This is a genomic window from Desulfotignum balticum DSM 7044, assembly GCF_000421285.1.
Classification (GTDB): Bacteria; Desulfobacterota; Desulfobacteria; order Desulfobacterales; family Desulfobacteraceae; genus Desulfotignum; species Desulfotignum balticum.
Genome location: NZ_ATWO01000001.1, coordinates 1,899,289 through 1,925,112, shown reverse-complemented (window position 1 = coordinate 1,925,112; position 25,824 = coordinate 1,899,289). Strand labels below are relative to the sequence as shown.

The window sequence follows — 25,824 nt, the reverse complement described above, 5'->3', positions numbered from 1 at the left end:
TTATTTTTGTTCCTCTGCCGCATGCACCTGAAGAATCTCCAGCACCAGGCGGGCGGTGTCTTCCATATCTTTTAATGCAATGGATTCATTGACCGTATGCACATCAGTCATGCCCGTACCCAGAACCCCTGCGGAAAGACCTTTACCAAAAAAAACATTGGCATCCGCCCCGCCGCCGATGGTTTTGCTCTCCAGGGTTCTGCCCAGGTTGGCCGCAGCTTTCCGGGCCAGCACGACCACTTCATGATCTTCGGGAATACGGGTGTTGGGGAAATCATGCTCCACCGTCACTGTTACCCGGGGAACCGTGTCCCCGTGTTGCAGGTTTCTGGCCGTGTCTTCAAACGCGGAAACCATTTTTTTGGTGATACGGTCCAGTTTTTCCGGATCATGGGACCGGGCTTCGCCCCTGATTTCCACTTTTTCCGGAATAATATTGGTGGCCATTCCCCCTGTAATGATCCCCAGGTTGCAGGTGGTTTCACTGTCGATACGCCCCAGTTCCAGCCCGGATATGGCTTTGGCCGCTGCAAAAATGGCGCTGACGCCTTTTTCCGGCGCAGCCCCGGCATGGGCGGCCCGCCCTGTGACCTCGATGAAGAGTTTATTGGCGGCCGGAGCCCGGGTCACAATCCCTTCGGTATCTGTGGAATCCAGAATATAGCCGAATTTGGAATCGATCAGGGATAAATCAAAATATTTGGCCCCCAGCAGTCCGATCTCTTCACATACCGTAAAGATCAGTTCCACCGGCGGACAAGGCAGGTTGTTCTCCCGGATCACCGCCATCACCTCCAGGATAATGGCAATGGCGGATTTGTCATCTGATCCCAGAATGGTGGTGCCGTCACTGGTGAACACACCGTTTTCAAATACCACCCGAACCCCTTTGCCCGGCACCACCGTATCCATGTGCCCGGACAAAAACAGGGGGGGAACGTTCCGGTTGCCGGGGAATTTAGCCACAAGGTTGGAGCAGTCGCCGCCGGTTTTTTCCCCGGCACGGTCATAACACACAGTGGCACCCATGGGGGTCAGCATGTTTTCTATTGCTGATGCCACCTGTGCTTCATGCCTAGATTCGGAATCGATCTGGGCCAGCTGAATAAAGCGTCGGGACAATCTTTGTGAATTTATCATGGGGATTCTCCATGTCTGATTGCATTGGTTATATTGTGCGTGGAGTTATACTAGAATTTATCGGTTATTACCATACCCATTTATCCGGGTTACCGTCAAAAACAAGGACCAGGACACGGTTCGTTCCTTTTCGATCTCACATCAGTTGAAAAAGACATTGACAAAAACAAGGATGCGGTATAGGTAAGCAACAATCAAATCGTGATTGCGGAAGTGCGCGGCTCACTGGTGGGGCCCTCGGACTTCAAATCCGATGTGGGGCGTTAATACCGTCCCGGGTGGGTTCGATTCCCATGCACTTCCGCCAGTTTTATTCAATAAAATCAGCAATTTTAAATCCCAAATATTTTTTGAGACATGCCAAGACGGCACACATGGGTCTGACTCCGAAAGTACACGATTGACAAACTCTCTTGAATAATCTATAAATTCAGCAAGTTTCTTTATTAACCCCTCGCTTCATGATCCAAATAATTATAAATAATAAACAAAATATTAAATAAGTTTATAAATAACAAACATTTTTATATACCAATCTAAGTTTACGTATAGTAAACGAAGGATAGATGATTGAATTAAAACCATATTTATACTTTCAAAAGGCTCTTGAATTCTGGATCGATGAGACCGGTACTGGGTATCAGAAGATCCTGTCAATTGGGACCGAATATGGAAAAAGCTACATCAGTCAATTGCTTAATCCTGAAAGAAAAAAACCGATCCCTTTTGAAGCTCAAGTAAAAATTGCTGATGCTTGTGGATACGATTATCTTTCATTCCTGCAGATTGGAAAACAGCTCTATGAGGGCGAACCCCCGCAAGACATCTCCCAAAAAATAGTGTCAATGGACCCGGCCGTTGAGATCCTCAACAAATGCATCCGGGAAGCCGGGGTCGGCGATCAGCTGAATGACAGACAGAAACAAGCCCTGCTCAAAATTATCAGGGACGAACTGAAATCAGCCGAAGAAAAGGCAAAAAAGGATATTAAAAAATTTCTTAACGTTCTCAGGAAATGACATCATGATTGAATATGATCTCAAGAACAAAATCATTCACGCGATCAAAGAGAATCAGACTCCGGAACAATCCATTTCGACACATCATAAAAAAACCCTGTATTCCATCATGATCGTTTCAGCACTCACGGCCCTGTGCCTCGTATTATTTATCCTTTTCATCAACAATTTATTCTCAAAAACTCCCCCGCCCGGCCCATGGGCCAGGATCACCTTTCCCCTGCCTGGAACAACCACTGGAACCAACGTCAAAATAACCGCAGAAACAAGAAACATCGAGCCTGGCCGACACATCTGGCTGGCCGTTGACAAGCCGAATCTGGAGCTGTGCTGGCCCAAGTCACCCCGGCTGATGCCCAACACCGGCTTTTCAACCACCATATACGAACGCGGCCCAAACGAACCCTATTGGGTGTCGGTTTATGCCCTGAACAAAACCCTTAACGATCAATGGGAGGACTGGGTGAACAAAAAACGATTAGGAGGCCTGCCGATGCCGCCAAAACAAAGACGCCTGGCTTCGGTGGTTTTGGTGAAAATGGAAAAAATTTAAGAAATATTTCCGAGCGGCAATCGAACAGATTAATGAGAGGAATGATTTGTGTATGTTGATCACCAGATATTCAGGAGGAATATATTATTATACTTTTCATGTTATACGGATAGCTGTTGGGTAATAATTATCAAACGGATCAACACATCCTAATTGTTAATCAATGCAATTGAACAGTGTATTGCTTTTAATGTTTTTTTAGTATTTCTCAAATAGTAATAAATATGTGAAAATAATTTTTTGTTAATGAGGAGATAAAATGTCAACGATATTTGCCCGAATCGATATAGACAAAGACAAGGATTTTTTAAAAGATTTAGATATATTCAGCCGGATAGATATAAAGTCACTAAATGAATTCTGTTCAAACATTAAAGAATGGCTGTTGGATGAAACAGAACAAGACAAAGAAAAATTTGTAGAAATAATTTCATTAAAGTATGATTTCACATATAATGAAGCGGAAAGTGCTATAAGTTTTACCCGGTTTCTATTTCGGTTATTCAAACCAGGCGGTAAAGCTCATGAAAGTGAATCAGCAGCATTAGTGAAAGATCTTATCAAGGCTGAAGCAATTGATGAAAAAAGACAAAACTATTTTGTCAAAGCATTTGATATTGTAAAAAATTGTGTAGATGAAGATTATTTAAATGCAGTTGAAAAAGAAATTTATAGAACACAGGGGTTGCCAAGCCTTACAGATATTCATGCTACAGTTAATTTAAGAGGAATTATCCGGAATAGCTATAAAACAAAAGATAAAATCGAATCTTATTTGCCTGATATAACTGGGACAATTCCAATGGCCACTATAGAATTAACGTTTTCAGATGATACTCCTCATAACCATGTGTTCTTTCAAATTGATCCAAAATCGTTAAAAAAATTAATTAATCATTTCATAGCGATAGAGAAAGACTTGGATGCTATTAGCAAACTTAAGCTAAGGGAGTGATGAAATGAGTTCTCACAGGACAAAAGAAAAGATCATATATCCAGATTTTAGTAGCGATATTTCAAATAATAATTTATTTGGCTTTTATGTTTTGAAGTCGGAGAAAGGATCGTATCATATTGAATCAGATACCGATTTTAAATACGATTCAATGGATGAGATAAAAAATATAGTTAAAAGAATTGAAAAAAAAGCTGATAAACACAATATGGAAACTCAGGAAAACCACCAAGCATTAATCGAAAAAATCGAGAATTTATCTAATGAAAATAAAGTCTTTAGAGTTAGATTAGCTAATCTCCACCCACCTAAAAAACTAAAAAGATACTCATCTGTAGCTTTATTTGTTTGTTTGTTAAATATCACTTGTGAAAGAATATTTGATTTTTATCTATTTCATCCGTCACTGACAATGTATTGTATTTTTATATCTATAGTATTCTTTGTAATGTCAATAATTATGGAACACCAAGATGAGCATTCTACAACAAATCATAGATAGATGTAGTATATGGGATATCCTGATCGTCTTTTCAATTATTGGTTTCATTGTAGACACAATTGTTAAAAGTTGGAAAGGTAGAAATAATGTAATTCAGGATTTATTGTTTTCAATAAGAGAATCTCTACGATATTTTATATCTGATGAACCCAAAGGAGATATAGTTCAGAAATTGAACGCAGGATTAGGATTTTGTATTATAATTTCGGCATTAGCATTCCTTGGCTTAATGATTTATAACTACTTTACAATAAGAGAAAATCCTCCTAGCTTAATTATCTGTTTTATCTCTTCATTCTTAGCTTTTTTCCCCGCAATTCATTTTTGTGACAAATACACACGTCATAGATATCTAAATAAAAAAGAAATAAAATAATTGTTTGCTTTTCATAATGTTTAACAAAAGAAGGATTAGTATCACTCAGTCTTTGATTAAAAAAGCAGACTACCAAGGTGCAGCCGAAAAATGTTTGCAAAGCACTCCACCAAGACCGTGTTAGTTCAAGGGGGTTCATAAATGCCATGGCACCAAGGAAAAAGAGACGAAAGCCCAAGGAAAAGATTCCGTTATCTACTATGATCGCCAGGCTTTAAAAAGAAAAACAAAAGCTGGAACATAAACTCAAATGGGCAGAACTTATCATCGAGGCGGAAAAAAAATTTCACAACTCCTTGTATTCAACAGAATCTGGACGATATCGAAAGGGACGACTGATGGATGAAGCCTTAACGTTTAGTCATAAAATTGGTAAAAAGCCATCTTGCAAAGCGTTCAGTATTCCGCGGGCCTCTTTTTACCGATATTATTTGTCACAAATTCATGAAAAACAAAGAGTTGGAGGTTTGTCTTGAAAAAAACCGAATTAAAGAAAAATTATTCCAAAAATAATAGTATTTCTATAGATCAAATGTCGGCCAGTTACACAACCGAAGCAGGTTGGCATGTCACTGTACCTTTCGCTAAATTACGATCGGTAACATACAAGAAGAGGTTTCTCATCTTTCTTGATGTCTTGGGATGGCGAGAGAGAGTTTCCCATGAAGATATTAAGGAGATCCAGACATTCTTAATATTATGTGAGAGCTTTCTTGAAGGACACCTGAAATATAGAAAAGAGAAAAATGTTGACATCCAAGTCTCAATGATTTCAGATACGTTGCTTTTTTCAATTCCCTCTGAACCTATCTCAAAAGAGCTTAAGGAACACATTTGGTTTATTTTGGATGTAGTGCAAGGCTACATCAAGGCAGCGGCAACTATTGGTCTTCTAATTCGTGTTTCAATGGTGGTTGGAGAGCTCAGCCATAAAGGATATATTTGTTATGGGCCGGCATTGATCAGGGCGTACGATATTGAAAAAAACGAAGCCAAAGTGCCAAGAGTGATCGTTGATTTTGAAGTTACAGATTTATTCATTAAGTTATTTGGTTGGAAGCCAAACAAACGCTTAAAATTGATGGATAAAGAGACAAAAAAAGTATCAAAAAATTGTCACCCATTTTTCGGAGCTCCTATCATAACTGATACTGATGGAGCAATATTTTTTAATTGGCTTTGGGATAGTTCAATGCCTATACTTGATGGTTTGGCGCATACAGTAAAAATTCTCTTTTCCGGAAAAACATTTAAACGAGATTACCATGAAAAAAATAACTGGTTTCTAAACTATTTGAATAAGGAAGGGGAAAATCGAGGATCAACACCTTGGGAGCCAATACCACCCTCAATCCCTAACGGCAAATGAACAGATTTAGATCCGAAGTAAATTAAGTAAGGGTGTTGAAATCGATGGTGCAAGATTAGTGTGATTTGCTAACTTTTCAGTCTGTTAGGAGTTGCAAAAGCCTCTGTTTAGTTGTAAATTTAAAGTGACTAAACAATAAAACAAACAACACCACAGAGGCTTTATGCATACAAAAAATATCAGAAGAATCATCACAAAGCAATTGAAAAGGAATTTTCCGAACTGGAACAAGATGACAAGGAAATCCAAAAAAGAGCTGACAAAACAAATAATGACGGAGGTTGTGGATAAATATGATTATTCTAAGATATTGGACATTCCCATCGAAGAACTCATAGGCGTTGAAGACCAAGCCCCTTCAGCAGGTATTCGTAGCCTTCCCGAGATGGCATTTTATATTGAAAATTTTCATTCCGACAACCTGTTTCATTTTGACGCACTGAAAAAGCCATATCCCGAAATTGTGGATCCGGAATTACAGTTTATTGATCAGCTTATAGATGACCAGATTATCAACAGCTTGATTGCGCCTGACAGCTATTCCGCTGTGCACAGGGATATTCAGCCCTACCAGTTATTTCGGATGGAGCTTTTAAAAATTATCAAATACCCTGAAATCAGTTACAGGAAATTCTGCAGCGATGAATATTTTGGCAGGGAAAGAAAGCAAAACAGGCGTTTTGTGCGGTTGCCCTTAAATACTAAAACCCAGGCAGATCACACTGAATTGTGTCACTTCCGGCGTGGCCTGAACTTCAAACAATTGATGAATGTCCTGGTATATTTCCTCCATCATTTTTATAGATCGGGTTGCCTTGAAAATGCCGTCATTCACGGTGTTGATTCGAGCGAGCTGCCGTCTGAAGTCAATTATCCCCTTTGTACAATTCAGATCAAAGGTAAGAAAATACGAATTTATTCCGATCCAGACTGCGATTGTGGAAAGCGCCGGAACAAAAGGGATAAATCGCATTACGTTATTGGCTACCGGCTTCACACTCTAACAGCCATCAACCCATCAACAGGCCATAGTTTTCCATTGGTATCCTTAGTAGGGGCAGCAAATCATCATGACAGCCTGTTTTTAAAACCGTTGATCAAGCTTGCTCAGGCACTGGGAATTGATATCAAATTGGTTACCGCCGATCAGGCGTATCATGATAGCGATGGTTCGGTTCTCAATGAAACCGGTGTCTATATCGTAGCCCCTGAATCGGAGAAAGCCAACCTTCCTGACAACGTTTTGGAATCGCCATTAAGAGTTGCCTGTAATGATTCTTGTGAGATTCCGATGCAGTTTTTGGGATCGACACCGGAAGGTCATGAATTTGGATGTGATGCCGCTCCGGGTGAGTGTACGTTTGAATCCAATTGCCCAAAATCAAGGATTGTTTCTTTTGACAGTGGTTATTTTCAACCAATGCCGACTTTTCATGGCGGATCTCAAGACGCAATCGAGATTCGAAAAAACTGTGAAAGGCCCTTCAATTTGATGAAGAAACGAGAAGGCCTTGAACAAACACGGGTAAGAAGTCAGCAGGGTGTAATTGTCCGATCAACGTTGACGACTATCGTAACATTGTTGCTTGAAATGGCTGGAACAAGGCATAAACCGAAGAAAAAAGAAGATGGACAAAAGGAGTTGTTTGCTGCCACAGGATGAATTGAACATTCAATGCGGGATTTTTTCTGAGCCGATTGATCGGACGGTACTGGTATATCTGGATTAAACAAAGGCCGCCGTCTGAAAAAGACTTTATGCGGGAAAAAAACAAAACCAGATATTGACACGGTAAAAACCGAGCAGTCTGACATCGGGAAAATGGGTTACAAACGTATTGGGCACCCATAACTAAACAGGAATTTGAATGGTTTCAACACCCTTTTTAAGTGTATAAAAATGCATAAAATAATACAGGAATGATCAATATTTCGCTGCGGCCACACAAAGCCATTAATGGCGAAGAGTCCCGCTATTTGGAACACGTCCATTTTTTTGATGGGGTTGAAATGAAAAACCTGACCGAAAAAAAGATCCAGCAAAGCATTGACGACAGGAAAAAAACACACCTGACATTCCTGGAAAATGTGAAGACGTACAAGCCGTTTTTGGAACTGGAAGAAAAGGCGTTCAGAAATGGGGCGCTCACCAAAAAAACCAAAGAATTGATGGCGTTGTCAATTTCAATTGCCACCAAGTGTGAGCCCTGCATGGAATGGCATCTTGACCAGGCACTGCAGCATGGCGCTACAGATGAAGAAATTTATGAAACCATCGATGTGGCCATCGAAATGGGCGGTGGCCAGGCCGGGGCCTATGCCCGTTTTGTTTTGAAAGCCATGGAATATTTTAAACAGAAAAACGGGTGAAAGGAGCATGATGCATGGCAGACCCTTACATGATCAGGATAAATCTGGTTCCCTCTCCAGAAAACAAAAACCCTCAGCTGCATTATATAGAGGGAGCTGAAGCGTTTGTAATTGTTTTTGATTCATCCAAAAGCGGGGCTCTGGATAAAGCTACCCGCTATGTTCAGGGTCTTGGCTGGAGTGCGGTTCAGGTGACCAGCGAGCAGCTGCTGCTGCCAGAGCATCTTCCTTTGTTGGATGCAAAAACAACAAAGCTTTACCAGGACGCCGAACTTCTGGGGATTTGCGGCCACTTTGATGCCTGGCCGAAAAAGCCCCGGCCCGGGGAATATTCTGTTCAGTCATTGAAAAAACCTCCTGAAAAATAAGTGGGTCGAATACTGGTAATTTTACCTGGCAAAAACCAGCTTGTCTATACTTATATATACAAGCTGCTTCCGAAAAACGATGTGGTTGAACTCAAACCGAAAAGAAAACAACAAAGCCGGGAAATTGAAAAGGCCCGTGAGATCAGCGCCCGACTGGTGGCAGGAAACGGGGTTGAAAACTGAAACCAACGGGGACGGAAATGAAGGGAAAAAACTTGTACCAGGCCCTTTCTGAAGAATTTGAAAATGACATTGAATATAAAATTGAATATAAGATACTGGAAATCACCGAGCAAATATGTTCGGTCATGAAAGAAAGACAAATCACCCGGGCTGAACTGTCCAGAAAGCTTGGGACATCCAAAACAGCGGTGACAAAAATGCTGGACGGCAGCACAAATTTTACCCTCAGACGGTTGATCAAAATCGCAGACGCTTTGGAAAAAGAGTTTGATATACATCTGACCCGGGATCCCGGGGAGGGGCTGATCTAAAGCGGCCGGTAAAAAAAGAGAAAGACAGAGATGGAAACGATTAAATACAAAAATTTTATCGGATCGGTTGAGATAAGCAATGTCTGGATTGGCCCGGAAGCCGAAGGCATGAACTGAAGGATAATTCAGTCATAAAAAAGGTCTTTAATCACATCCTGGTAGGCTTTTAATATCCCTTCAGCCAGCATATTATCATTCAAATAGAAATGGAACACCTCATCTATGACGGACATGGCGTATTCGCTCAATTTGTAGCCGGTGGTTTCATATGAAAGATAGTTATAGCCCACTGGCTGGGCCTGTTCAAAGCGCAGCAGAGATTCAGATGTTCCTGAAATAGGGAGCATATCCCAAAAAAATTGAGGATACCAGATGTGGCGAACCCGTTCTACAAATTCAGGTGGATATCCGGCTCTGTTTCCTTCTTGGTCAACACCGAAATACGGGGCCACTATCAGAGATGGGGCTGTATTCTTTCTTGGATTACCGTGCAAAACAGATCTGTCAACAGCGGTTTTCGTTTTTGCAAGCACCAAACTTGGCCGCTTTTTGGCCCTATACAAAGACCATACCTCTTTGCTTCCTAAAGGCATTGCGGCAACCGGCAGATCAGATCTTTTCCCCGGTTTTTTTATATCCAATGGCTTTATGGTGACATATGCCCTGTCGTGTAGCGTGGGCTCTTTCCGCCCCCTGGGGACAACCTCATATGGCACCTGATCGACATATGGAAGAAACGCCCAAATCAGCGAACCTCTTTCTATGGCCTTGCTGTCTGTATGTTCCCACCAGGGTTGAGATTCATCAAACGCTTGAATTGAATCCAGTGGGTAAACCATTTAATCGGAAAACACTCCCTTTCTGTTGTCAGAATACCAGATGTCGTTTGAAAATTCTGCCTCAAGATTCTGATTTTGAAACTTGTCCCCAGAAAGACTCTCAACCCATTCAAGCCCATTTACATAAACATCATCATATTTAATGGGCAATGGGGAGTTAACATAAATACTCCTCCCCGAAACGCCATTTTCCAACCGTTTTTTTCTCATGGCCTGAACAGCCTGCTTAAATTTTTTCTGTTTCCTGGCAGACAGCTGGTCAAATTTGGACTTGAATTCAGTTTTCTGGTCAGGTGTTTTTGCGACACAGTTAAAGTCAAGCACGTCTCCAGGGGCTGCCTTCAACATGGGCTTTGTCCGATAAACATGTTCAAGAAGGCTTGCGGTATCCTTCTTGAACTGGTGAACTATTGATTCAACAACTCCAGAGATAATCAGAGGGAGTTTCACACCCATTTTTTCAAGCAAATCTTCATCTCTTATGAACCATCTTTTAATATCATCGCTTCCTTCATACTGACTTTTGAAAGGTTTGAAGGTGGCGTTTATTTCATCAAGAGCCGGAGCGATGCAATCATTTACATCGTTTGACCATGGGCCAAACTTATGGAATTTCCATTGAATACCCGTATATGTTTTGCCATTATTGTGCATGGCATGGTGGAGATCGGCAAGATATACGTATTTAATGAAATGAATGGGTCCAAGGTCCCGGTCCCTGAAATCATCTTCCTGGCCTGCGACCAGCAGCGCGTACTGAATAATATTATAAACTTTTTGTTTATCCATAATAATACAAATATTTTCACTTAACATTTTGTGATGTTACAGCCTAAATATCATCACGCTGGTCGCATAGTCAAACAGAAACCCATATCACCCAAAAATATACTTGACACCCAACGTCCCTATCCTGTAAGTTTTTAAATATCCAAACGCGCCCCAGGCTTCCGGAAACGGAGGCCAAATGGCAAGACAATTTGAAAAACCCGAAACCGGCCGTCCGGCTGCTTCGGGTTTTTTGTATTCAGGGGCACCCTGCCCGCTCGATCCCGGGCAAATCAACCGTGGCGACTATTGCCACCGGCATTCCATCTGCTCTGAAAAAAAGAACCTCGATCCCAACCAGGCCGTGTGTCTGATCTGCAACGATTTCCTTCCCCTTTTTCCCGGGGTGGATCCGCTGGCCCAGGCCCGGGTCATGGGTTTCACAGTCGGATACAAGACCATCAAGGCTGCCCTGGCATTTGAAGCCGCCCGGTCAGGACTGGCAGCGGCCCCCTCTCCCGAGCCGGAACCGACACCGGTGCCAAAGCCAAAATCAAAGCTGAATGGCCGCAAACCAAGGTCCAGGCGACCGAAACCGGGAAGCAGGAAAAAACGGTGTTCAAATTCGAAGTGTAAAGACCCAATTCTGCCTGCCACGCCTGAATACTTTTTCCGGAACAGGCGCAATCCAGATGGCCTGAGTTATTACTGTAAATCCTGCCAGCGGGAAAAACAAGAGATGTCATGCCGCAGAAATTAGGGATTGAAAAACACAGGTTGGGTTGAGGTCGGCTCCCCGATCCGTGAGGAGGTGATAGCATGACAGATCCTTATGACTATTTCAAAAAAACGCCGGCACACATCCGGATGGTCAACACGTCAGTTCAGGACTGCCGGGTATCGTTAAATTTTGTCACTGATCCGGATTTGGTCCGCCGCGCCCTGGCGTATGAAAAAGCAAACGGCCAAAGATCGAGCATGATCAAACTGCTGGCCGCGAAACTGAAAACCCTTGAAAAATCCATGGGAGGGGCTCATGTAGATTAACACAGGCAACCTGATATTTTTAATGGCCCTGTCAGCCGCTGCCGGCTTCGTTGTTGGCGGGCTTGTGGTCATCTGGTAGGGAGCGCGCCCGTTGACTTCCCCTGAAAAAGAACATATGAATCGGAATTACCTGTATGCATCACAGGAGGATTGCATGTCCGGTTCTATTGTTTTCAGGAAGGACCGCCGCCGGTGGGTTGTGTCCTGGTCCTGGCAGGGGAATATTTACAAGATCAGCCGGTACAAAGGACGGCTGATGCACGGCAACGGCATCCGGAACAAACGCAAGGATGACGGTTATCGGCGGGCTGACAAGCTGCTGGCCCAGATGCAGGGGGATGTGGAAAACAAATGTTTCCGGATCGAAAAGTATCTTGAAACCGGATGGACCGACGTTATCCCCTACTTTGAATCCTGGCTGGAAACCAAAAAGAAAAAGACGCCTGCCACATACAAGGGGTATAAATCCTATTTCAAGAACTGGATCCGGCCGTTTTTTGAGTCGCACCCGGTACAACTCCACGAGATCCAGCTGGACACCCTGGACAAACTCCTGGAGAGCCTGGGCCTGTCCGGCAAAGGCAAACACAATGTCATGATGTGCTTTCATGCCTTCCTGGATTATGCATGGCGGGCAAAGCGGATCCCGGAGATCCCGCCGTTTCCAAAGCGGTCCGACTACAAAATCGTGGCCCCCAGTATCAAATGGCTGCCGTCCGACCGCCAGGTCAAGGTCATCGAGGCCATCCCGGAGATTCACCAGCCCATCTTCTGGTTTCTCAAATATCATTACCGGCGCCCAGGGGAAGCCTGTGCCCTGCATAAATGTGATTATGACATCATCAACAAGGTGTTCATCATCCGGCGGTCCGTGTCGGCCCGGCAGGTGGTGAACCACACAAAGACCGATCACGAGCATATCATCCCCTGTCACCGGAACATGGTGGATCTCATCGATCACCTGGCCCGGCAGCCGGGACAGTATCTGTTTGAATAACTATGATTTTTTATACCAGGTTATCACTTGATTTTTGAAATCGATATTGTAATCAACATATTTCAAGAAATTCATTCCAAGAAGCCCTTTTGTTAAATTTGAACCACCGGCATGGTTTATGATTTTAATTTCAAAATTTGAAATTTTGTAGGGACCCACAATGATATAATCCAATTGTGCATCCTTGGAAGGAATTATGCTTCCATCAGCAATTTGTGCTCTTGAATATTTTTGTGGAACAATATCCATATTTTTTGCAAGATCATCATGAATAAATGTACTGGTTGCGCCGGTATCAAAAATCAACCAGGTTTGTTTCTCTCTGCCTCGATATCCAATTTTTACGGGCACCAAAACTGCATTCCCCCGAATAACAACCTTAGTTTGAAATCTTTCAGGAAAATTTTTTGATTCTTGATATTTTAGGGCTTTTTGAGTTTCTATTGCAGCCGTTATCCCACTGGGCTGGACATTTGAAAAGTGTTTTACACCCTTGTCATCAATCCAGGAATAGATCAAATCAGAACCATGAAGATCCGTTTTCTTTTTGCCCACCGGATACATTTGTTTTTCTGGAATTAAAGATTTGCTTTCAACTCTAACAGTCCCTTTAACGACCTGCTTTGAAGGCTTTTTTTGGACAAACAAATTGGTCCAAAAATGGGGAGTAATAATTTGTGCACCAAAAAAATTATACGATGAAAACAGTATGATAACAAATATGAGCGTTGGAGAAAAAATCGCTATTAATATTTTGGTATCAGATTTCATCTTTCTATTCCCAGAATCAGTTTGAATCAAGTTGAACAGGTCATTGATTGATCTTCACGCCACCTCCAGCTTGCAGCCCAGGGCTTTGATCACTTTTTTCACGGTGAAAAAATGCGGGTTGCCGCTGCCGGAGAGCGATTTGTAAAGGCTTTCCCGGTTCAGCCCGGTTCTTCTGGCCACCTCCTGCATGCCCTGTTTTCTGGCCAGATGGCCCAGGGCGACCAGAAACACCTGGGGATCGTCGTCCATGAACGCGTCGTTCAGGTATTCGTTGATTTCCTCTTCCATTTCCAGATAATCAAAAGGGTTGTATGGGCTGGTGTTTGTTTTCATGAATCTTCCTATTCATATTTCATGATTTAAATGTAGTTCACAGACTACAAAAAAACAAGAAAAAAGCACACCTTGAAAAATTTCAACACCAAGACTGGCCACGAACATCCCTGCCTGGATTCAGTCAGAAGATATGCGGAAACTCAGATTGCCCGCAAAAAAAATTTATGGACTCATCCGGCATGGACCTGGCCGGACTTCTGAAGGTGGTAAAATGATCTGGTCTCGCCGGTTTTGTCCCGGGTCTTTGGTCCCGCTTAAAAAATTACTAATAATTTTTCATAAATTCAGTAGGTTAAAACACTATACCGGGATTCGGTTCCCATGCACTTCCGCCAGTATTCTCAATAACATCAGCAATTTTAAATCCCAAATATTTTTTGAGACATGCCAAGACGGCACACATGGGTCTGACTCCAAAAGTACACAATTGACAAACTCTCTTGAATAATCTATAAATTCAGCAAGTTTCTTTATTTACCCCTCGATTCATGATCTAAATCATTACAAATAACAAACAAAATATCAAATAAGTTTATAAATAACAAACATTTTTATATACCAATATAAGTTTACGTATAGTAAACGAAGGATAGATGATTGAATTAAAACCATATATATACTTTCAAAAGGCTCTTGAATTCTGGATCGATGAGACCGGTACTGGGTACCAGAAAATCCTGTCAATTGGGACCGAATATGGAAAAAGTTACATCAGTCAATTGCTTAATCCTGAAAGAAAAAAACCGATCCCTTTTGAAGCTCAAGTAAAAATTGCTGATGCTTGTGGATACGATTATCTTTCATTCCTGCAGATTGGAAAACAGCTCTATGAGGGCGAACCCCCGCAAGACATCTCCCAAAAAATAGTGTCAATGGACCCGGCCGTTGAGATCCTCAACGAATGCATCCGGGAAGCCGGGGTCGGCGATCAGCTGAATGACAGACAGAAACAAGCCCTGCTCAAAATTATCAGGGACGAACTGAAATCAGCCGAAGAAAAGGCAAAAAAGGATATTAAAAAATTTCTTAACGTTCTCAGGAAATGACATCATGATTGAATATGATCTCAAGAACAAAATCATTCACGCGATCAAAGAGAATCAGACTCCGGAACAATCCATTTCGACACATCATAAAAAAACCCTGTATTCCATCATGATCGTTTCGGCACTCACGACCCTGTGCCTCGTATTATTTATCCTTTTCATCAACAATTTATTCTCAAAAACTCCCCTGCCCGGCCCATGGGCCAGGATCACCTTTCCCCTGCCTGGAACAACCAATGGAACCAACGTCAAAATAACCACTGAAACAAGAAACATCGAGCCTGGCCGACACATCTGGCTGGCCGTTGACAAGCCGGATCTGGAGCTGTGCCGGCCCAAATTACCCCGGCTGATGCCCAACACCGGCTTTTCAACCACCATATACGAACGCGGCCCAAACGGGACCCTACCGGGTGTCGGTTTATGCCCTGAACAAAACCCTTAACGATCAATGGGAGGACTGGGTGAACAAAAAACGATTAGGAGGCCTGCCGATGCCGCCAAAACAAAGGCGCCTGGCTTCGGTGGTTTTGGTGAAAATGGAAAATAAGCCATGAGCGTTAACAACGGAAAAATGCACGATTATGCAGGGCAGCAATACATAAGCGGCTTTACCAGATGTACTTTCTATTATCCAAGCAATAATTCGGGAAATAACCTTCGAGGGCTGTTTTCGGGCAAGGAAGTTGTTCTCTTTAATATGGAAGAAAAAAATAATGAAATTGATGTTGTAATTTCGTTTCCCGATAATTACGACTGCGTTCATTATTGGAAAGGAAAAGAAACGTTAATAAACAAATCCCAAAAATCACACCTAACTTATCATGGAAGAAGAAAAAGAAAAAAGGCAACTGGCGAAATACATATTATTTCCGATGGCAATAACCCGTTAAAAGGGAAGGCACCGTATACCGAATCTCATCTGGCATCCTCGAGCAATATCGAAGACCATCCATTGCCAATCTGCAGAATTGAATTAAGTAATACTCCAGGATCGGTCAAACCACAAAAAAACATTATCAACTATTTTCACACAGATAGTTCAAAGTGTTTTTTTAATACAATCGAGGTGTCTCTTACAAAAAAAGGCTATCTAAAAAGTCTGGCCGCCCCAATCCCAAGAAATGACCCATGGCGGGCCTCATTCATTCATACCAGCATGCACACTTTTTTTCTTAGAAAAACGCTACTAAGGCCAGGTTGGTATCCACAAGCTTTGGCGCTGCAAACGAAGACATTTGAACTAATCATACTAGCTACCCGCGAATACAGAAATCAAAGTTATGCAAAAAACTCCATTAAGTATTTTCACACAAAAGATTATTTTCGTGAGATGGGGAAACGAAAAGTAATTGAGCATGGAGGAGGTTTTTTCATCGACAAAACACCTAATGAACCAAATAATCCGGAAGCAACGATAATGTCTGATTATTTGAGAAAATCTCAGGAAAAATATTAATTTTGTGCATGCCCTCATTTATCATTAAAAAAAATGACATGAAATCAGCAACACATACAAAATCGTTCGAATTGGATGTCCCAATAGATAAGCTGTTCCTGCTGTTCAGCCCCGAAGGAGAAAAGCTGTGGGTCCCCGGCTGGGACTATAAGAATATTATGGGAACCACCGATCTTTCCGAGGACTATGTTTTTTTAACAGAAAATCATGACCATGGAACAATGAATGCGATCTGGATCGTAAAAACATATGACCCTGGATCTCACCTGGTGCAGTTTTACAAGATTGAGCCTGAGCACAAGCTTGGGATCGTTACAGTAAAGTGTTCGGCACTGGGACCCTCTAAGACCAAAATTCAAGTGACGTACAAATATATTGCACTGTCAAAAGCTGGGGAAATTTTTGTTCTGGGATTCAGTGAGCGTGATTATGAAAATTTCATCGAAGAATGGCAAAAATTATTATCAGACTATTTTGAGCAGAAAGGCTGACATTCTTTTACACCTGATGAGGGTCCAACAGGGATTTCACTGTTGAAAAGGAGTGTTACTGGCAGACTGAAAACGATCATCATATATCCATGAGGCAAAAATGAACGACCTGACTGAAAAAAAGATCCAGCAAAGCATTGAAGACCGGAAAAAAACACACCTGACATTCCTGGAAAATGTGAAGACGTACCGGCCGTTTCTGGAAGTGGAGGAAAAAGCGTTCAGAAACGGGGCGCTCACCAAGAAAACCAAAGAATTGATGGCGCTTTCCATTTCAATTGTCACAAAGTGTGAGCCCTGCATGGAATGGCATCTTGACCAGGCCCTTCAGCAGGGTGCCGCTGATGAAGAAATTTATGAAACCATCGATGTGGCCATCGAAATGGGCGGGGGCCAGGCCGGGGCCTATGCCCGGTTTGTTTTGAAAGCCATGGAATATTTTAAACAAAAAAAAGGGTGATGCGGCCTGTAATCAAGGAGAGGAGAGCCCATGCGTAGAATCAGTCTTTATTTGATTGCAGCCACGTTGTTGCTTTCCGGAATCCTTTCGGACAGATCTTTTGCACAAACAGATTCTGACCGGCAGACAAAAATCGTTTTTGCCGGATCTGCCGACTATCCGCCTTTTGAATGGCTCGATGCAAAGGGGCGGGCCAAAGGGTTTATCATTGACCTTCAGGAAAGTATGGGACGGCATGGCGGAAGAACGGTCGAACACCGGCTGGAAAACTGGCCGGATGCGGTATCCGCCGTCAAAACCGGCAAAGCGGATGTGATTGCTTTTTTTGCCTCAGAGGAGCGCAGTCAGCACTTTGACTTCACGCTCCCGTTTTATCACCTGTCCCATGCCATTTTCTCCCATGCCAAAGGCAGACAGTTCAGAAGCCTGGATAACCTGAAAGGCTTTCGGACGGCGGTTGTGTCAGGCAGTTATGCAGAACGCCGGCTGCAGGAAGAACAGACCGGCATCACTCTGGTTCCGGTGGATACCGAGCGGGCCTGTGTCGAGGTGGTTCATACCGGCCTTGCCGATGCCTGCATAGAAGTCTCTCTGACCTCCCGACAGAATGCAACAGGCATGGATGTTGTTCAGACAAGCCATCTATTCTGGCACCAGCCCTATGTTTTCGGAGTTCGCAAAGGCAATACCGAACTGCTGGAGTGGATGAACCGGGAGCTGGCCGCCATGCAGGCGGACGGCACTTATTTTTCGATCTACGAGAGGTGGAAAAAAGCCCTGGAGTGGCATCCGCCGACAATGACCGATCACCTGCAAACAATCGCCTGGATCTTGATCCCTTTGGTTCTTTTAGGCCTGGCCGGACTGTCCCTGTCCTGGTATCTGAAACGCCAGGTAGCAAAACGCACCCGCCAACTGCGCTACCTGGCGGAATATGATGTAATGACAGGCCTTCACAGCCGCCAGGCATTTGCCGACCGCCTTGAACAGCGCCTGGTCCAGAAATCCGGACACCCCCCTGTGGTCGTGTTTCTTCGCCTGAAAAACCTGGAATCCATCAACAGTCTGTTCGGCCGTTCCGGCTATGAAAAGATGATCAAAGATTTTGCACACCGTCTGCAATATCTTGATTTTTTAGAGACAACCCATTCAGGCATCGGTTATTTTATCCTGGCAGCCCGGCCCGGCACCCCGCCTGCCCGGATTTACGACCTTCTCAAGATATCCTGCAAAATCGACGGGGTGGATGTCACTCCCGAGGTGGTGATGGGGGTGAGTGTCGGAAAGGTGGCCATGGGGTCCTCCGGTCCCAAAGCCGAGGAATACATCCGTCAGGCCATCACCGCCTATTCTGCGGCGATCCATGAAAATCTGTCATGGCGAACTTATTCACCGCAGCTGGAACCTGATTCCGATGACCTGATTCTGTTACATGACCTTCATCTTCACGGCACCCGGGACATGCATCTGGTGTATCAGCCAAAACTTGACCTGGCCAGCGGACGTATTCAGGAAGCAGAAGCACTGATCCGCTGGCATCACCCGAAACTGGGCATGATCTCTCCGGGGAAATTCATCCCGATGCTGGAGAAAAGCGGCCTGATTCGTCAGGTGACCCGATGGGTCATCAAAGAAGCGGTACAGGAACTGATCCGCTGCCGTGAATATAACGCCCGGTTCAGAATCAGTGTGAACATTTCTGCAAATGATCTGACCGATGAAGATCTGGTGGATTTCATCAAAGAACAGCTGGAACCGGACATCCGGAAAGGACTCTGCTTTGAGGTAACCGAAACAGAGATCATCCAAAATCCCGACCACGCCCGGGAGGTCATTTCAGACCTGCATGATGCGGGGGTCCGCTGGGCTATCGATGATTTCGGCACGGGTCATTCCTGCCTGACCTATCTGAGCCGGTTTGATATTGACGAGGTGAAACTTGACAGAAGTTTTGTCAAAAACATTTTAACCAGCCCCCGTGACTTTGATATTGTCGCCGGCATGATCCATCTGTCCCACAATCTGGGGCTCACGGTCACGGCGGAAGGCATGGAAGACGAGGCCACACTGAACGCTTTGGCAAAAATGGGCTGTGACACAGCCCAGGGGTATGTGATCGCCAGGCCGATGCCTGCAAAAGACATCTATCCTCTCATAAAGTAGAAGATATCATTCAAAAACTGGAGAAAGACGAGGTAGAGCACTCCGAAAAAAGTCCCTTGTCCGATGAGGTGTGATCAGCGACCGACATCTTCGCAGTTCAATCCACCTGGCAAGCATATCAGCCAATTTAACTTCATCATTTGTTATCAATATGTCTATATGTTTTATTTTGAAATATTTTTAATTGACTGTTAAAAAAATTTACTTTATAGACGTGTAATACTCATATAAGTTTCATTTGTAAACAACTTGCTTTAGGAGATTGATCAAATGTTAAACAATTCTTTAGATATTTCACCCCGATGGTTCATATCATCCTCCGTCCCTGTGACGAACCGGGTGGCCAGTGATATTGCAGCCATTCTTTTGAATATTCCAGTCTCATTCTGTCAGCGGATGTTGGAAAAAACCATGTTTTCAATTGATAGGAGCCTGAAATGCTGAAACTGTTTTTCCCTTTTATTGAATGGTTCAAAGATTATAATTCTGAAACACTCAGAACTGATTTTTTATCCGGGCTGACCGTTGCATTGGTTCTTATTCCCCAGTCAATGGCCTACGCCCAGCTGGCAGGTCTCCCTGCCTATTACGGCCTTTATGCTTCGTTTCTGCCACCCATGATCGCGGCGTTGTTCGGATCAAGCCGACAACTGGCCACTGGACCGGTGGCGGTTGTTTCCTTGATGACTGCCGCCTCTCTTTCTCCTCTGGCTTCAACAGGCAGCGAGGGATATATCGCTTATGCCATTATGCTGGCACTTATGGTGGGCGCTTTTCAGTTTCTCCTGGGCATTCTGAGACTCGGCCTGGTTGTTAATTTTCTTTCCCATCCGGTGGTAAACGGGTTTACCAATGCCGCCGCCATTATTATTGCATCGTCCCAGTTATCAAAACTGTTCGGCGTGAATATTGATAAGGCGGCGCATCACTATGAAACCATCATGAGAGTCATAACCGCGGCGATACATTACACGCACTGGCCCACCTTCTTTATGGGCGCCCTTGCCTTTGCAATCATGTATATCCTCAAACGGATTGCACCTAAAATTCCAAATGTACTGGTGGCTGTTGTTGTCACGACCCTCATCTCATGGGGAACAGGGTTTGAAAAAAATACCGTGGTTGATATATCATCCATCAAGTCAGAAGGTGTCGGTGAAACGATCCAGACATTCAACGAAACAGTCACTGCAATAACCCCCCTGTCCGAAAAAAGGACAGAAGCGGGCAAAATACTTGACACCCTCCATGACCCGATTGAACGGATCAATGTCCAGCATGAAATTAATGTCTATTCGCTTCAAATCGAATTGCTGGAAAAAAATGCGCAAAAATACAGGGAAAAAATCAGAAATTTTCTGTTCAACAAAGTGAACGGAACACAAGGGTCAATGAATTTTTATTTAAAAACCGACCCAGAAAATGGATTGGATACCGATGGGAGAACCTGGCGCATCAAAGTCAAAAACAACCCGATCTCGCTTGACAATATTAATATGAGCGGGGGGGGAGCCGTCGTCGGAAATATCCCCAAGGGTCTTCCTTCCTTTGGAATACCCCAAATAAACTTAAAAATTATCACCCAGATGTTTCCCTATGCCGTTATTATTTCACTTCTGGGGTTCATGGAAGCCATATCCATTGCAAAGGCCATGGCCGCCAAAACCGGCCAGCGTCTGGACCCTAATCAGGAACTCATCGGGCAGGGACTGGCCAACATCCTCGGATCTTTCGGGAGAAGCTATCCGGTTTCAGGATCTTTTTCCAGGTCTGCTGTAAATCTTCAGGCGGGGGCTATTTCAGGGTTTTCCAGTGTGTTTACCAGCTGTATTGTGGTAATTGCTTTGTTGTTTTTCACACCACTTCTTTATCATTTGCCACAGGCGGTATTGGCTGCAGTCATCATGATGGCCGTCATCGGGCTTATAAATGTCAGTGGATTTATCCATGCCTGGAGGGCCCAGTGGTATGACGGCGCGATTTCCATTATCACTTTTATCTTTACCCTGGCTTTTGCACCTCACCTTGACAAAGGAATCATGATCGGCGTCCTTCTTTCCCTTGGCGTGTTCCTGTATAAAAGCATGAGACCGGGTGTATCCTCCTTGTCACGACACACGGATGAAGACTTTCGCGATTCAATGATAAATGAACTGATGGAATGTGAATATGTTGATCTGATAAGGTTTGAAGGCACGCTATTTTTTGCCAATGCCAGTTACCTGGAAGATAAAATTAATGAACGTATCCTGGCCAAAAAAAATCTGAGACATATCATAATCGCATGCAACGGCATCAATGACATGGATGCCTCCGGTGAAGAAGCACTCTCCCTGGTCATAGACCGGGTGAGAAGCGCCGGCATCGATATCTCATTCAGCGGAATCAATGAATCCGTGATGACTGTCCTGGAACGAACACATCTGCTTGAAAAAATAGGACCCCGTCACATTTATCCCACCATGGAAAAAGCGATCTGTTCGGTTCATGAAACCGCCCATAAAGGTGGGGCTGAAGCACAGTGTCCCCTTACAACCGTTTGCCATATTGCGCAAACTATGAAATAAAAATATAATTAATGTCCGCCACAATTAAATACAGAGGAGACGATCAATGCCAGTCATAACCATATTCAGCGGTGTTTTCTGCAAGAAAAAACCGGTTCTTGAAAAAATCACAGAAAAAATCAAATATGACATCGTTACGGATAATGAAATCATATCTGAAGCAGCCGGAATTTCAGGCATGCCTGAAAATAAAATTAAAACCGCCTTTTCTTCCAAAGTTTCCGTATTCAATAAGTTCACCCATGAAAAAGAACGGGCCACTGCCTGGATCAAACTGGCGCTGGCAAGGATGCTTTCAAAAGACAATCTGATTGTCGAAGGACTCAGCAGCCAGCTGATCCCGAAAGAGATTACCCATGTACTCCGCATCTGTATTATTGCAGACATGAAATTCAGAACCATGGCTGCAAAGGAAGCGGGGAAGTCTGAAAAAGAAGCGGTCAGTTTGATTCACAGCAGTGACAAGGACAGGAGTTCGTGGGTATATGATATTTTAAATACCAAAGATCCATGGGATCCGTCTCTTTATGATATGGTCATTCCCACAGACAAGATGGATTTGGAAGAGGCTACGGCCCTGATTGAAAGCCATCTTAGCAGCGAGGTCATTAAAGCCACGGAGCAGTCCAAAAAAGCGGCAAAGGATTTTATCCTTACATCCGAGGTGGAAGTGGCGCTTGCCAAAGAAGGCCACAGCGTGGGTGTCAATGCAAAAGACGGGGCGGTTACCCTGAGTATCAATAATCATGTCCTCATGTTGAGCCGGCTTGAGGATGAATTGAAAGCCATTGTGGAAAAAGTACCGGGCGTGTCTTCAGTTGAAACAAAAGTCGGCAAGAAGTATCATCAGGCGGACATCTACCGCAAATATGATTTTGAAACCCCAAAAGTGCTGCTGGTGGATGATGAGCGAAAATTTGTCCAGACCCTTTCCGAACGTCTCATGATAAGAGACATGGGGTCAGCCGTGGCCTATGATGGTGAGTCCGCCCTGGATATGATCAATGATGATGAACCCGAAGTCATGATTCTTGACCTTAAAATGCCCGGAATCAACGGTATCGAAGTTTTAAGGAAAGTCAAAGAAACAAGACCCGAAATAGAGGTGATTATTCTAACCGGCCAAGGGTCTGAAGAGGACAGAAAAATCTGTATGGATCTTGGGGCATTTGCCTATCTTCACAAACCGGTAAAAATTGACTTTTTAAGCGAAACCCTGAAAAAAGCAAAAGAAAAAATGGAAAAGGCCCGGGAATTAAAGAAAGGCCAATAGCAAAGAAAAATAATGGCAAACAGAATTATAAAAATTCTACTGGTCGATGATGAGGAACGACTGCTGGATTCGATGGCCCGGCGGCTTGCACTGCTGGGTTTTGAAACCATCAAAGCATCATCCGGCACCCGTGCCATTGAAGTTGCGTCAAAAACCCGAATCGACTTGGCCATTGTGGATTTAAAAATGCCGGACATGGATGGCCTGACCACCATCACCCGCCTCAAGCAGATCACTCCTGACCTGAAGACGGTTCTTCTGACCGGCTATGGAAGTGAGGAAACCCGACAAAAAACCAAAATTTCGGGCTCAGAGTATTTTGAAAAAGATTCTATGAGTGATTTGTGGGATTTGATCAAAGGATTCAGCGCCAAGAGCACAAAACAGTTACCTTCAAAAGAGTTGATTGATCCCGCCGGCAGGAGATCCGGGGATCTGCCGAAAATAATCGGGGAGACCCCCGGCATGCAGCGGCTGCGCAAAGATATTGAGCGCCTGTCGGAAATGGACTGTACCATCATGATTCGGGGGGAGCAGGGAACCGGAAAAGAACTGGCTGCAAGGGTGATCCACAGATCAAGCCACCGTAAAGACCAGCGATTTCTGGCTTTTAACTGTGGCTGTTTCAGTGATGATTTTAATTTCACAGAACTTTTGGGCTCTCTTGAGGGATCGGGCTGGTATCCTGGTTCAGTCGGTGAAAAATCAAAAAATTTGCGATACATTGGAACCATCTTCCTGGATCATTTCGAAACCATGCCGGAACAGACCCAGCAGGATATGCTCACATTGCTGGAAGATACCCTGTCGACGCAATCTCAGGATTCAGCAGAATCATTGAGGGATATCCGGTTTATTATTGCAACCCACCAGGACCTTAAACAACGGGTCGAAAATAATAAATTCAACAAAAACCTTTATCAGAGACTGAATGCCATATCAATAAACATCCCACCGCTTCGGGAGCGCCGGGATGATATCTTTCCATTATGCCGCTACTTTTTAGCCCAGCTGAATAAAGAATTTAAAAAAAATGTTGAATCATTTTCAGAAGAGGTGCTTTCCATTTTCATGGCCTACCCTTTTCCCGGCAATGTCCGGGAACTCAGACATATTATCGAGCGCGCAGTCATTTTAACGGACACCGCCTCGATAGAAATGGTCCATCTTCCCGATCGGTTTAAGAAAAAAAACCAGACAGTCCCCGCAAAGATTGAAGGTCCATTTGAAACCCTCAGCGAACTGGAAAAAAAACATATCCTCAAGGCGGTTGAGCTGACCCGGGGCAACCGGTCAAAGGCGGCTGAAATTTTAGGCATCAGCCGCGCGGCATTATGGCGAAAACTTAAAATTTTCACGGCAGAAAACTAAACCGCTTTTTGAAGAACTCTCCAAAAGGGTGCAAAACATATCGCATGACCGCTGGACCTGTTTTTTTCACAGCCCCTGATGCGGACAGGATTTTGTAAGCCGGACTATTCCACGATTTCCAGGATAACCCGTTTCTGCTCTTTGGCTGATGCGCACGAAAGAATAGTACGCATTGCCTGGGCGGTTCTGCCTTTTTTACCGATGACTTTCCCCAGATCCTCCTTTGCCACCCGAAGCTCCAGAACAAGGGTCTGCTGCGCCTTTATTTCCTGGACATCCACCTGATCCGGATCATCGACCAAAGACTGTGCAATGTACTTGATTAACTCTTTCATGACGGGGTCTCCTTTTTCTGTATACCAAAATGATAATCAACGTCTATATATCGCCCGGTCAACCCTTGTCGGGATATCGGCTTTGTGTGGTCCGTCAGTGGTGAAATAATCATTTTTACCATATCATAACTGGTTCAATTCACAAGTGTTATTTTCTTTTGTTTTTCCAATAATCGGCATTTTCCTTGACAACAATCAGAATTCCGTTATTTTATGTGCCGTAACTTGAATATGCTCAGGTTCGACATGAGAATGGATTTTCCGAACCGTCGGTTATGCATTCAATGCCCCTTGAGCCCGAAACCAGTAAGGAAACACCAGTGACAACGGAAATCGACGCCATCACCTCCCAGCGGAAAATGCTGTCTGAAGCCGGATATGCAGAACCGGCCATCAATTACTTTATTGAAAAAAAATATATGGGTCATCTTCAGGACGCCAGCCAGATATCTGAAAAAGTCGGCTCCTGCGGCGATATCATGAAAATTTATCTCAAGGTGGATGAGCACAACATCATTCAGGATGTCCGGTATGAGATCACCGGGTGTGCCGGTGCCATATCCGCTGCCATGGCCGTGGTGGATCTGATCAAGGGTCAACCCCTGGACAAGGCATTGACCATCAATGACGGAGATGTGTTTAAACGGCTTGAAAACATTCCGGAAAAAAAACACCATTGCATCCAGCTGGCCGTTAAAACCATGCACAAGGGCATTGAAGAGTACCAGTCCGCCAGTAACCTTTGATTCATCCGG

The 25,824-nt window shown here is 43.9% G+C and carries 29 protein-coding genes and 1 tRNA gene; 24 read left to right on the top strand and 6 right to left on the bottom strand.

Annotation, left to right across the window (positions count from 1 at the left end; all coding sequences use genetic code 11):
• On the bottom strand, positions 1–1,140 hold the full coding sequence (locus K365_RS0109815) for a M20/M25/M40 family metallo-hydrolase (protein ID WP_024334425.1): 1,140 nt from the start codon (positions 1,138–1,140) through the stop codon (positions 1–3).
• 209 nt (positions 1,141–1,349) lie between these two features.
• Here K365_RS0109815 and K365_RS0109810 point away from each other — a divergent pair.
• From K365_RS0109810 to K365_RS26500, 11 genes are all read left to right on the top strand, one after another.
• Positions 1,350–1,447 (top strand) — tRNA-Sec (locus K365_RS0109810).
• A 259-nt stretch (positions 1,448–1,706) separates the two neighbouring features.
• A complete protein-coding gene (locus tag K365_RS0109805; RefSeq protein WP_024334424.1) occupies positions 1,707–2,159 on the top strand; it encodes a hypothetical protein in 453 nt (150 codons plus the stop codon).
• Positions 2,160–2,163: 4 nt separating this feature from the next.
• Positions 2,164–2,712, top strand: a complete 549-nt coding sequence (locus K365_RS0109800; RefSeq protein ID WP_024334423.1) for a hypothetical protein — start codon at positions 2,164–2,166, stop codon at positions 2,710–2,712.
• A gap of 259 nt (positions 2,713–2,971) precedes the next feature.
• Entirely contained in the window at positions 2,972–3,667 is a 696-nt protein-coding gene (locus tag K365_RS0109795) for a hypothetical protein (protein WP_024334422.1), read from the top strand.
• 4 nt (positions 3,668–3,671) lie between these two features.
• Positions 3,672–4,169 carry a hypothetical protein gene (locus K365_RS0109790; RefSeq protein ID WP_024334421.1) on the top strand — a complete coding sequence of 166 codons (498 nt, stop codon included), beginning with the start codon at positions 3,672–3,674 and terminating at the stop codon, positions 4,167–4,169.
• The gene (locus K365_RS0109785; protein ID WP_024334420.1) at positions 4,141–4,545 is read left to right on the top strand and encodes a hypothetical protein; all 405 of its coding nucleotides are present in this window, start codon (positions 4,141–4,143) and stop codon (positions 4,543–4,545) included. The genes K365_RS0109790 and K365_RS0109785 overlap by 29 nt, the downstream gene beginning before the upstream one ends.
• Before the next feature lie 472 nt (positions 4,546–5,017).
• Positions 5,018–5,914 (top strand): hypothetical protein, encoded by an 897-nt coding sequence (locus K365_RS0109780; RefSeq protein ID WP_024334419.1) that lies wholly within the window; start codon positions 5,018–5,020, stop codon positions 5,912–5,914.
• Between the two features lie 163 nt (positions 5,915–6,077).
• The gene (locus K365_RS0109775) at positions 6,078–7,577 is read left to right on the top strand and encodes a hypothetical protein (RefSeq protein WP_024334418.1); all 1,500 of its coding nucleotides are present in this window, start codon (positions 6,078–6,080) and stop codon (positions 7,575–7,577) included.
• A 347-nt stretch (positions 7,578–7,924) separates the two neighbouring features.
• Positions 7,925–8,284, top strand: coding sequence for a carboxymuconolactone decarboxylase family protein (locus K365_RS0109770; RefSeq protein ID WP_024334417.1), 360 nt, complete (start codon positions 7,925–7,927; stop codon positions 8,282–8,284).
• 14 nt (positions 8,285–8,298) lie between these two features.
• Positions 8,299–8,652 carry a hypothetical protein gene (locus K365_RS0109765; RefSeq protein WP_006966256.1) on the top strand — a complete coding sequence of 118 codons (354 nt, stop codon included), beginning with the start codon at positions 8,299–8,301 and terminating at the stop codon, positions 8,650–8,652.
• Positions 8,653–8,852: 200 nt separating this feature from the next.
• A complete protein-coding gene (locus K365_RS26500; RefSeq protein WP_006966254.1) occupies positions 8,853–9,146 on the top strand; it encodes a helix-turn-helix domain-containing protein in 294 nt (97 codons plus the stop codon).
• Positions 9,147–9,271: 125 nt separating this feature from the next.
• Here K365_RS26500 and K365_RS0109745 read toward each other — a convergent pair whose 3' ends face one another.
• Positions 9,272–9,985 (bottom strand): hypothetical protein, encoded by a 714-nt coding sequence (locus tag K365_RS0109745; RefSeq protein WP_024334415.1) that lies wholly within the window; start codon positions 9,983–9,985, stop codon positions 9,272–9,274.
• Positions 9,986–10,774 carry a hypothetical protein gene (locus K365_RS0109740; protein ID WP_024334414.1) on the bottom strand — a complete coding sequence of 263 codons (789 nt, stop codon included), beginning with the start codon at positions 10,772–10,774 and terminating at the stop codon, positions 9,986–9,988.
• Between the two features lie 178 nt (positions 10,775–10,952).
• Here K365_RS0109740 and K365_RS25650 point away from each other — a divergent pair, with 178 nt between their 5' ends.
• From K365_RS25650 to K365_RS28680, 3 genes are all read left to right on the top strand, one after another.
• Positions 10,953–11,513: a hypothetical protein gene (locus K365_RS25650; protein WP_024334413.1), complete on the top strand. Its 561-nt coding sequence runs from the start codon at positions 10,953–10,955 to the stop codon at positions 11,511–11,513.
• Between the two features lie 59 nt (positions 11,514–11,572).
• On the top strand, positions 11,573–11,800 hold the full coding sequence (locus K365_RS0109730) for a hypothetical protein (RefSeq protein WP_024334412.1): 228 nt from the start codon (positions 11,573–11,575) through the stop codon (positions 11,798–11,800).
• Positions 11,801–11,954: 154 nt separating this feature from the next.
• Positions 11,955–12,797: a tyrosine-type recombinase/integrase gene (locus tag K365_RS28680; protein ID WP_024334411.1), complete on the top strand. Its 843-nt coding sequence runs from the start codon at positions 11,955–11,957 to the stop codon at positions 12,795–12,797.
• On the opposite strand, the gene K365_RS26495 is transcribed toward K365_RS28680, so the two are convergent.
• Entirely contained in the window at positions 12,798–13,568 is a 771-nt protein-coding gene (locus tag K365_RS26495; RefSeq protein WP_024334410.1) for a retropepsin-like aspartic protease, read from the bottom strand.
• A gap of 54 nt (positions 13,569–13,622) precedes the next feature.
• Positions 13,623–13,901 (bottom strand): addiction module antidote protein, encoded by a 279-nt coding sequence (locus K365_RS0109715; protein ID WP_024334409.1) that lies wholly within the window; start codon positions 13,899–13,901, stop codon positions 13,623–13,625.
• A 596-nt stretch (positions 13,902–14,497) separates the two neighbouring features.
• Between K365_RS0109715 and K365_RS0109705 the strand changes: the two genes are divergently transcribed.
• The 9 genes from K365_RS0109705 (at position 14,498) to K365_RS25640 (ending at position 24,734) form a co-directional block, all read left to right on the top strand.
• Complete coding sequence (locus K365_RS0109705) at positions 14,498–14,950, top strand: hypothetical protein (protein ID WP_024334408.1); 453 nt, start codon at positions 14,498–14,500, stop codon at positions 14,948–14,950.
• A gap of 4 nt (positions 14,951–14,954) precedes the next feature.
• Positions 14,955–15,395 (top strand): hypothetical protein, encoded by a 441-nt coding sequence (locus tag K365_RS0109700; protein WP_006966231.1) that lies wholly within the window; start codon positions 14,955–14,957, stop codon positions 15,393–15,395.
• Between the two features lie 108 nt (positions 15,396–15,503).
• Entirely contained in the window at positions 15,504–16,409 is a 906-nt protein-coding gene (locus K365_RS0109695; protein WP_024334407.1) for a hypothetical protein, read from the top strand.
• A 38-nt stretch (positions 16,410–16,447) separates the two neighbouring features.
• Positions 16,448–16,900 carry a hypothetical protein gene (locus K365_RS0109690; RefSeq protein ID WP_152427655.1) on the top strand — a complete coding sequence of 151 codons (453 nt, stop codon included), beginning with the start codon at positions 16,448–16,450 and terminating at the stop codon, positions 16,898–16,900.
• Between the two features lie 100 nt (positions 16,901–17,000).
• Complete coding sequence (locus tag K365_RS0109685; protein WP_006966228.1) at positions 17,001–17,360, top strand: carboxymuconolactone decarboxylase family protein; 360 nt, start codon at positions 17,001–17,003, stop codon at positions 17,358–17,360.
• Positions 17,361–17,390: 30 nt separating this feature from the next.
• Positions 17,391–19,523: a putative bifunctional diguanylate cyclase/phosphodiesterase gene (locus tag K365_RS26490; RefSeq protein ID WP_024334406.1), complete on the top strand. Its 2,133-nt coding sequence runs from the start codon at positions 17,391–17,393 to the stop codon at positions 19,521–19,523.
• A gap of 437 nt (positions 19,524–19,960) precedes the next feature.
• Positions 19,961–22,090: a SulP family inorganic anion transporter gene (locus tag K365_RS0109670; protein WP_024334405.1), complete on the top strand. Its 2,130-nt coding sequence runs from the start codon at positions 19,961–19,963 to the stop codon at positions 22,088–22,090.
• A gap of 46 nt (positions 22,091–22,136) precedes the next feature.
• Positions 22,137–23,363, top strand: coding sequence for a response regulator (locus K365_RS0109665; RefSeq protein WP_024334404.1), 1,227 nt, complete (start codon positions 22,137–22,139; stop codon positions 23,361–23,363).
• Positions 23,364–23,375: 12 nt separating this feature from the next.
• Positions 23,376–24,734, top strand: a complete 1,359-nt coding sequence (locus K365_RS25640; protein ID WP_006966223.1) for a sigma-54-dependent transcriptional regulator — start codon at positions 23,376–23,378, stop codon at positions 24,732–24,734.
• Between the two features lie 104 nt (positions 24,735–24,838).
• Here K365_RS25640 and K365_RS0109655 read toward each other — a convergent pair whose 3' ends face one another.
• Positions 24,839–25,069: a KH domain-containing protein gene (locus tag K365_RS0109655; RefSeq protein WP_006966222.1), complete on the bottom strand. Its 231-nt coding sequence runs from the start codon at positions 25,067–25,069 to the stop codon at positions 24,839–24,841.
• 320 nt (positions 25,070–25,389) lie between these two features.
• On the opposite strand from K365_RS0109655, the gene K365_RS0109650 reads away from it, so the two are divergent.
• A complete protein-coding gene (locus tag K365_RS0109650) occupies positions 25,390–25,815 on the top strand; it encodes an iron-sulfur cluster assembly scaffold protein (protein WP_006966221.1) in 426 nt (141 codons plus the stop codon).
• The last annotated feature ends 9 nt before the right edge of the window (positions 25,816–25,824 follow it).

Coding starts and splice junctions, on each gene's coding strand:
- K365_RS0109815 (WP_024334425.1), bottom strand. CDS start 1,140: ATGATAAATTCACAAAGATTGTCCCGACGCTTTATTCAGCTGGCCCAG.
- K365_RS0109805 (WP_024334424.1), top strand. CDS start 1,707: ATGATTGAATTAAAACCATATTTATACTTTCAAAAGGCTCTTGAATTC.
- K365_RS0109800 (WP_024334423.1), top strand. CDS start 2,164: ATGATTGAATATGATCTCAAGAACAAAATCATTCACGCGATCAAAGAG.
- K365_RS0109795 (WP_024334422.1), top strand. CDS start 2,972: ATGTCAACGATATTTGCCCGAATCGATATAGACAAAGACAAGGATTTT.
- K365_RS0109790 (WP_024334421.1), top strand. CDS start 3,672: ATGAGTTCTCACAGGACAAAAGAAAAGATCATATATCCAGATTTTAGT.
- K365_RS0109785 (WP_024334420.1), top strand. CDS start 4,141: ATGAGCATTCTACAACAAATCATAGATAGATGTAGTATATGGGATATC.
- K365_RS0109775 (WP_024334418.1), top strand. CDS start 6,078: ATGCATACAAAAAATATCAGAAGAATCATCACAAAGCAATTGAAAAGG.
- K365_RS0109770 (WP_024334417.1), top strand. CDS start 7,925: ATGAAAAACCTGACCGAAAAAAAGATCCAGCAAAGCATTGACGACAGG.
- K365_RS0109765 (WP_006966256.1), top strand. CDS start 8,299: ATGGCAGACCCTTACATGATCAGGATAAATCTGGTTCCCTCTCCAGAA.
- K365_RS26500 (WP_006966254.1), top strand. CDS start 8,853: ATGAAGGGAAAAAACTTGTACCAGGCCCTTTCTGAAGAATTTGAAAAT.
- K365_RS0109745 (WP_024334415.1), bottom strand. CDS start 9,985: ATGGTTTACCCACTGGATTCAATTCAAGCGTTTGATGAATCTCAACCC.
- K365_RS0109740 (WP_024334414.1), bottom strand. CDS start 10,774: ATGGATAAACAAAAAGTTTATAATATTATTCAGTACGCGCTGCTGGTC.
- K365_RS25650 (WP_024334413.1), top strand. CDS start 10,953: ATGGCAAGACAATTTGAAAAACCCGAAACCGGCCGTCCGGCTGCTTCG.
- K365_RS0109730 (WP_024334412.1), top strand. CDS start 11,573: ATGACAGATCCTTATGACTATTTCAAAAAAACGCCGGCACACATCCGG.
- K365_RS28680 (WP_024334411.1), top strand. CDS start 11,955: ATGTCCGGTTCTATTGTTTTCAGGAAGGACCGCCGCCGGTGGGTTGTG.
- K365_RS26495 (WP_024334410.1), bottom strand. CDS start 13,568: ATGAAATCTGATACCAAAATATTAATAGCGATTTTTTCTCCAACGCTC.
- K365_RS0109715 (WP_024334409.1), bottom strand. CDS start 13,901: ATGAAAACAAACACCAGCCCATACAACCCTTTTGATTATCTGGAAATG.
- K365_RS0109705 (WP_024334408.1), top strand. CDS start 14,498: ATGATTGAATTAAAACCATATATATACTTTCAAAAGGCTCTTGAATTC.
- K365_RS0109700 (WP_006966231.1), top strand. CDS start 14,955: ATGATTGAATATGATCTCAAGAACAAAATCATTCACGCGATCAAAGAG.
- K365_RS0109695 (WP_024334407.1), top strand. CDS start 15,504: ATGAGCGTTAACAACGGAAAAATGCACGATTATGCAGGGCAGCAATAC.
- K365_RS0109690 (WP_152427655.1), top strand. CDS start 16,448: ATGAAATCAGCAACACATACAAAATCGTTCGAATTGGATGTCCCAATA.
- K365_RS0109685 (WP_006966228.1), top strand. CDS start 17,001: ATGAACGACCTGACTGAAAAAAAGATCCAGCAAAGCATTGAAGACCGG.
- K365_RS26490 (WP_024334406.1), top strand. CDS start 17,391: ATGCGTAGAATCAGTCTTTATTTGATTGCAGCCACGTTGTTGCTTTCC.
- K365_RS0109670 (WP_024334405.1), top strand. CDS start 19,961: ATGCTGAAACTGTTTTTCCCTTTTATTGAATGGTTCAAAGATTATAAT.
- K365_RS0109665 (WP_024334404.1), top strand. CDS start 22,137: ATGCCAGTCATAACCATATTCAGCGGTGTTTTCTGCAAGAAAAAACCG.
- K365_RS25640 (WP_006966223.1), top strand. CDS start 23,376: ATGGCAAACAGAATTATAAAAATTCTACTGGTCGATGATGAGGAACGA.
- K365_RS0109655 (WP_006966222.1), bottom strand. CDS start 25,069: ATGAAAGAGTTAATCAAGTACATTGCACAGTCTTTGGTCGATGATCCG.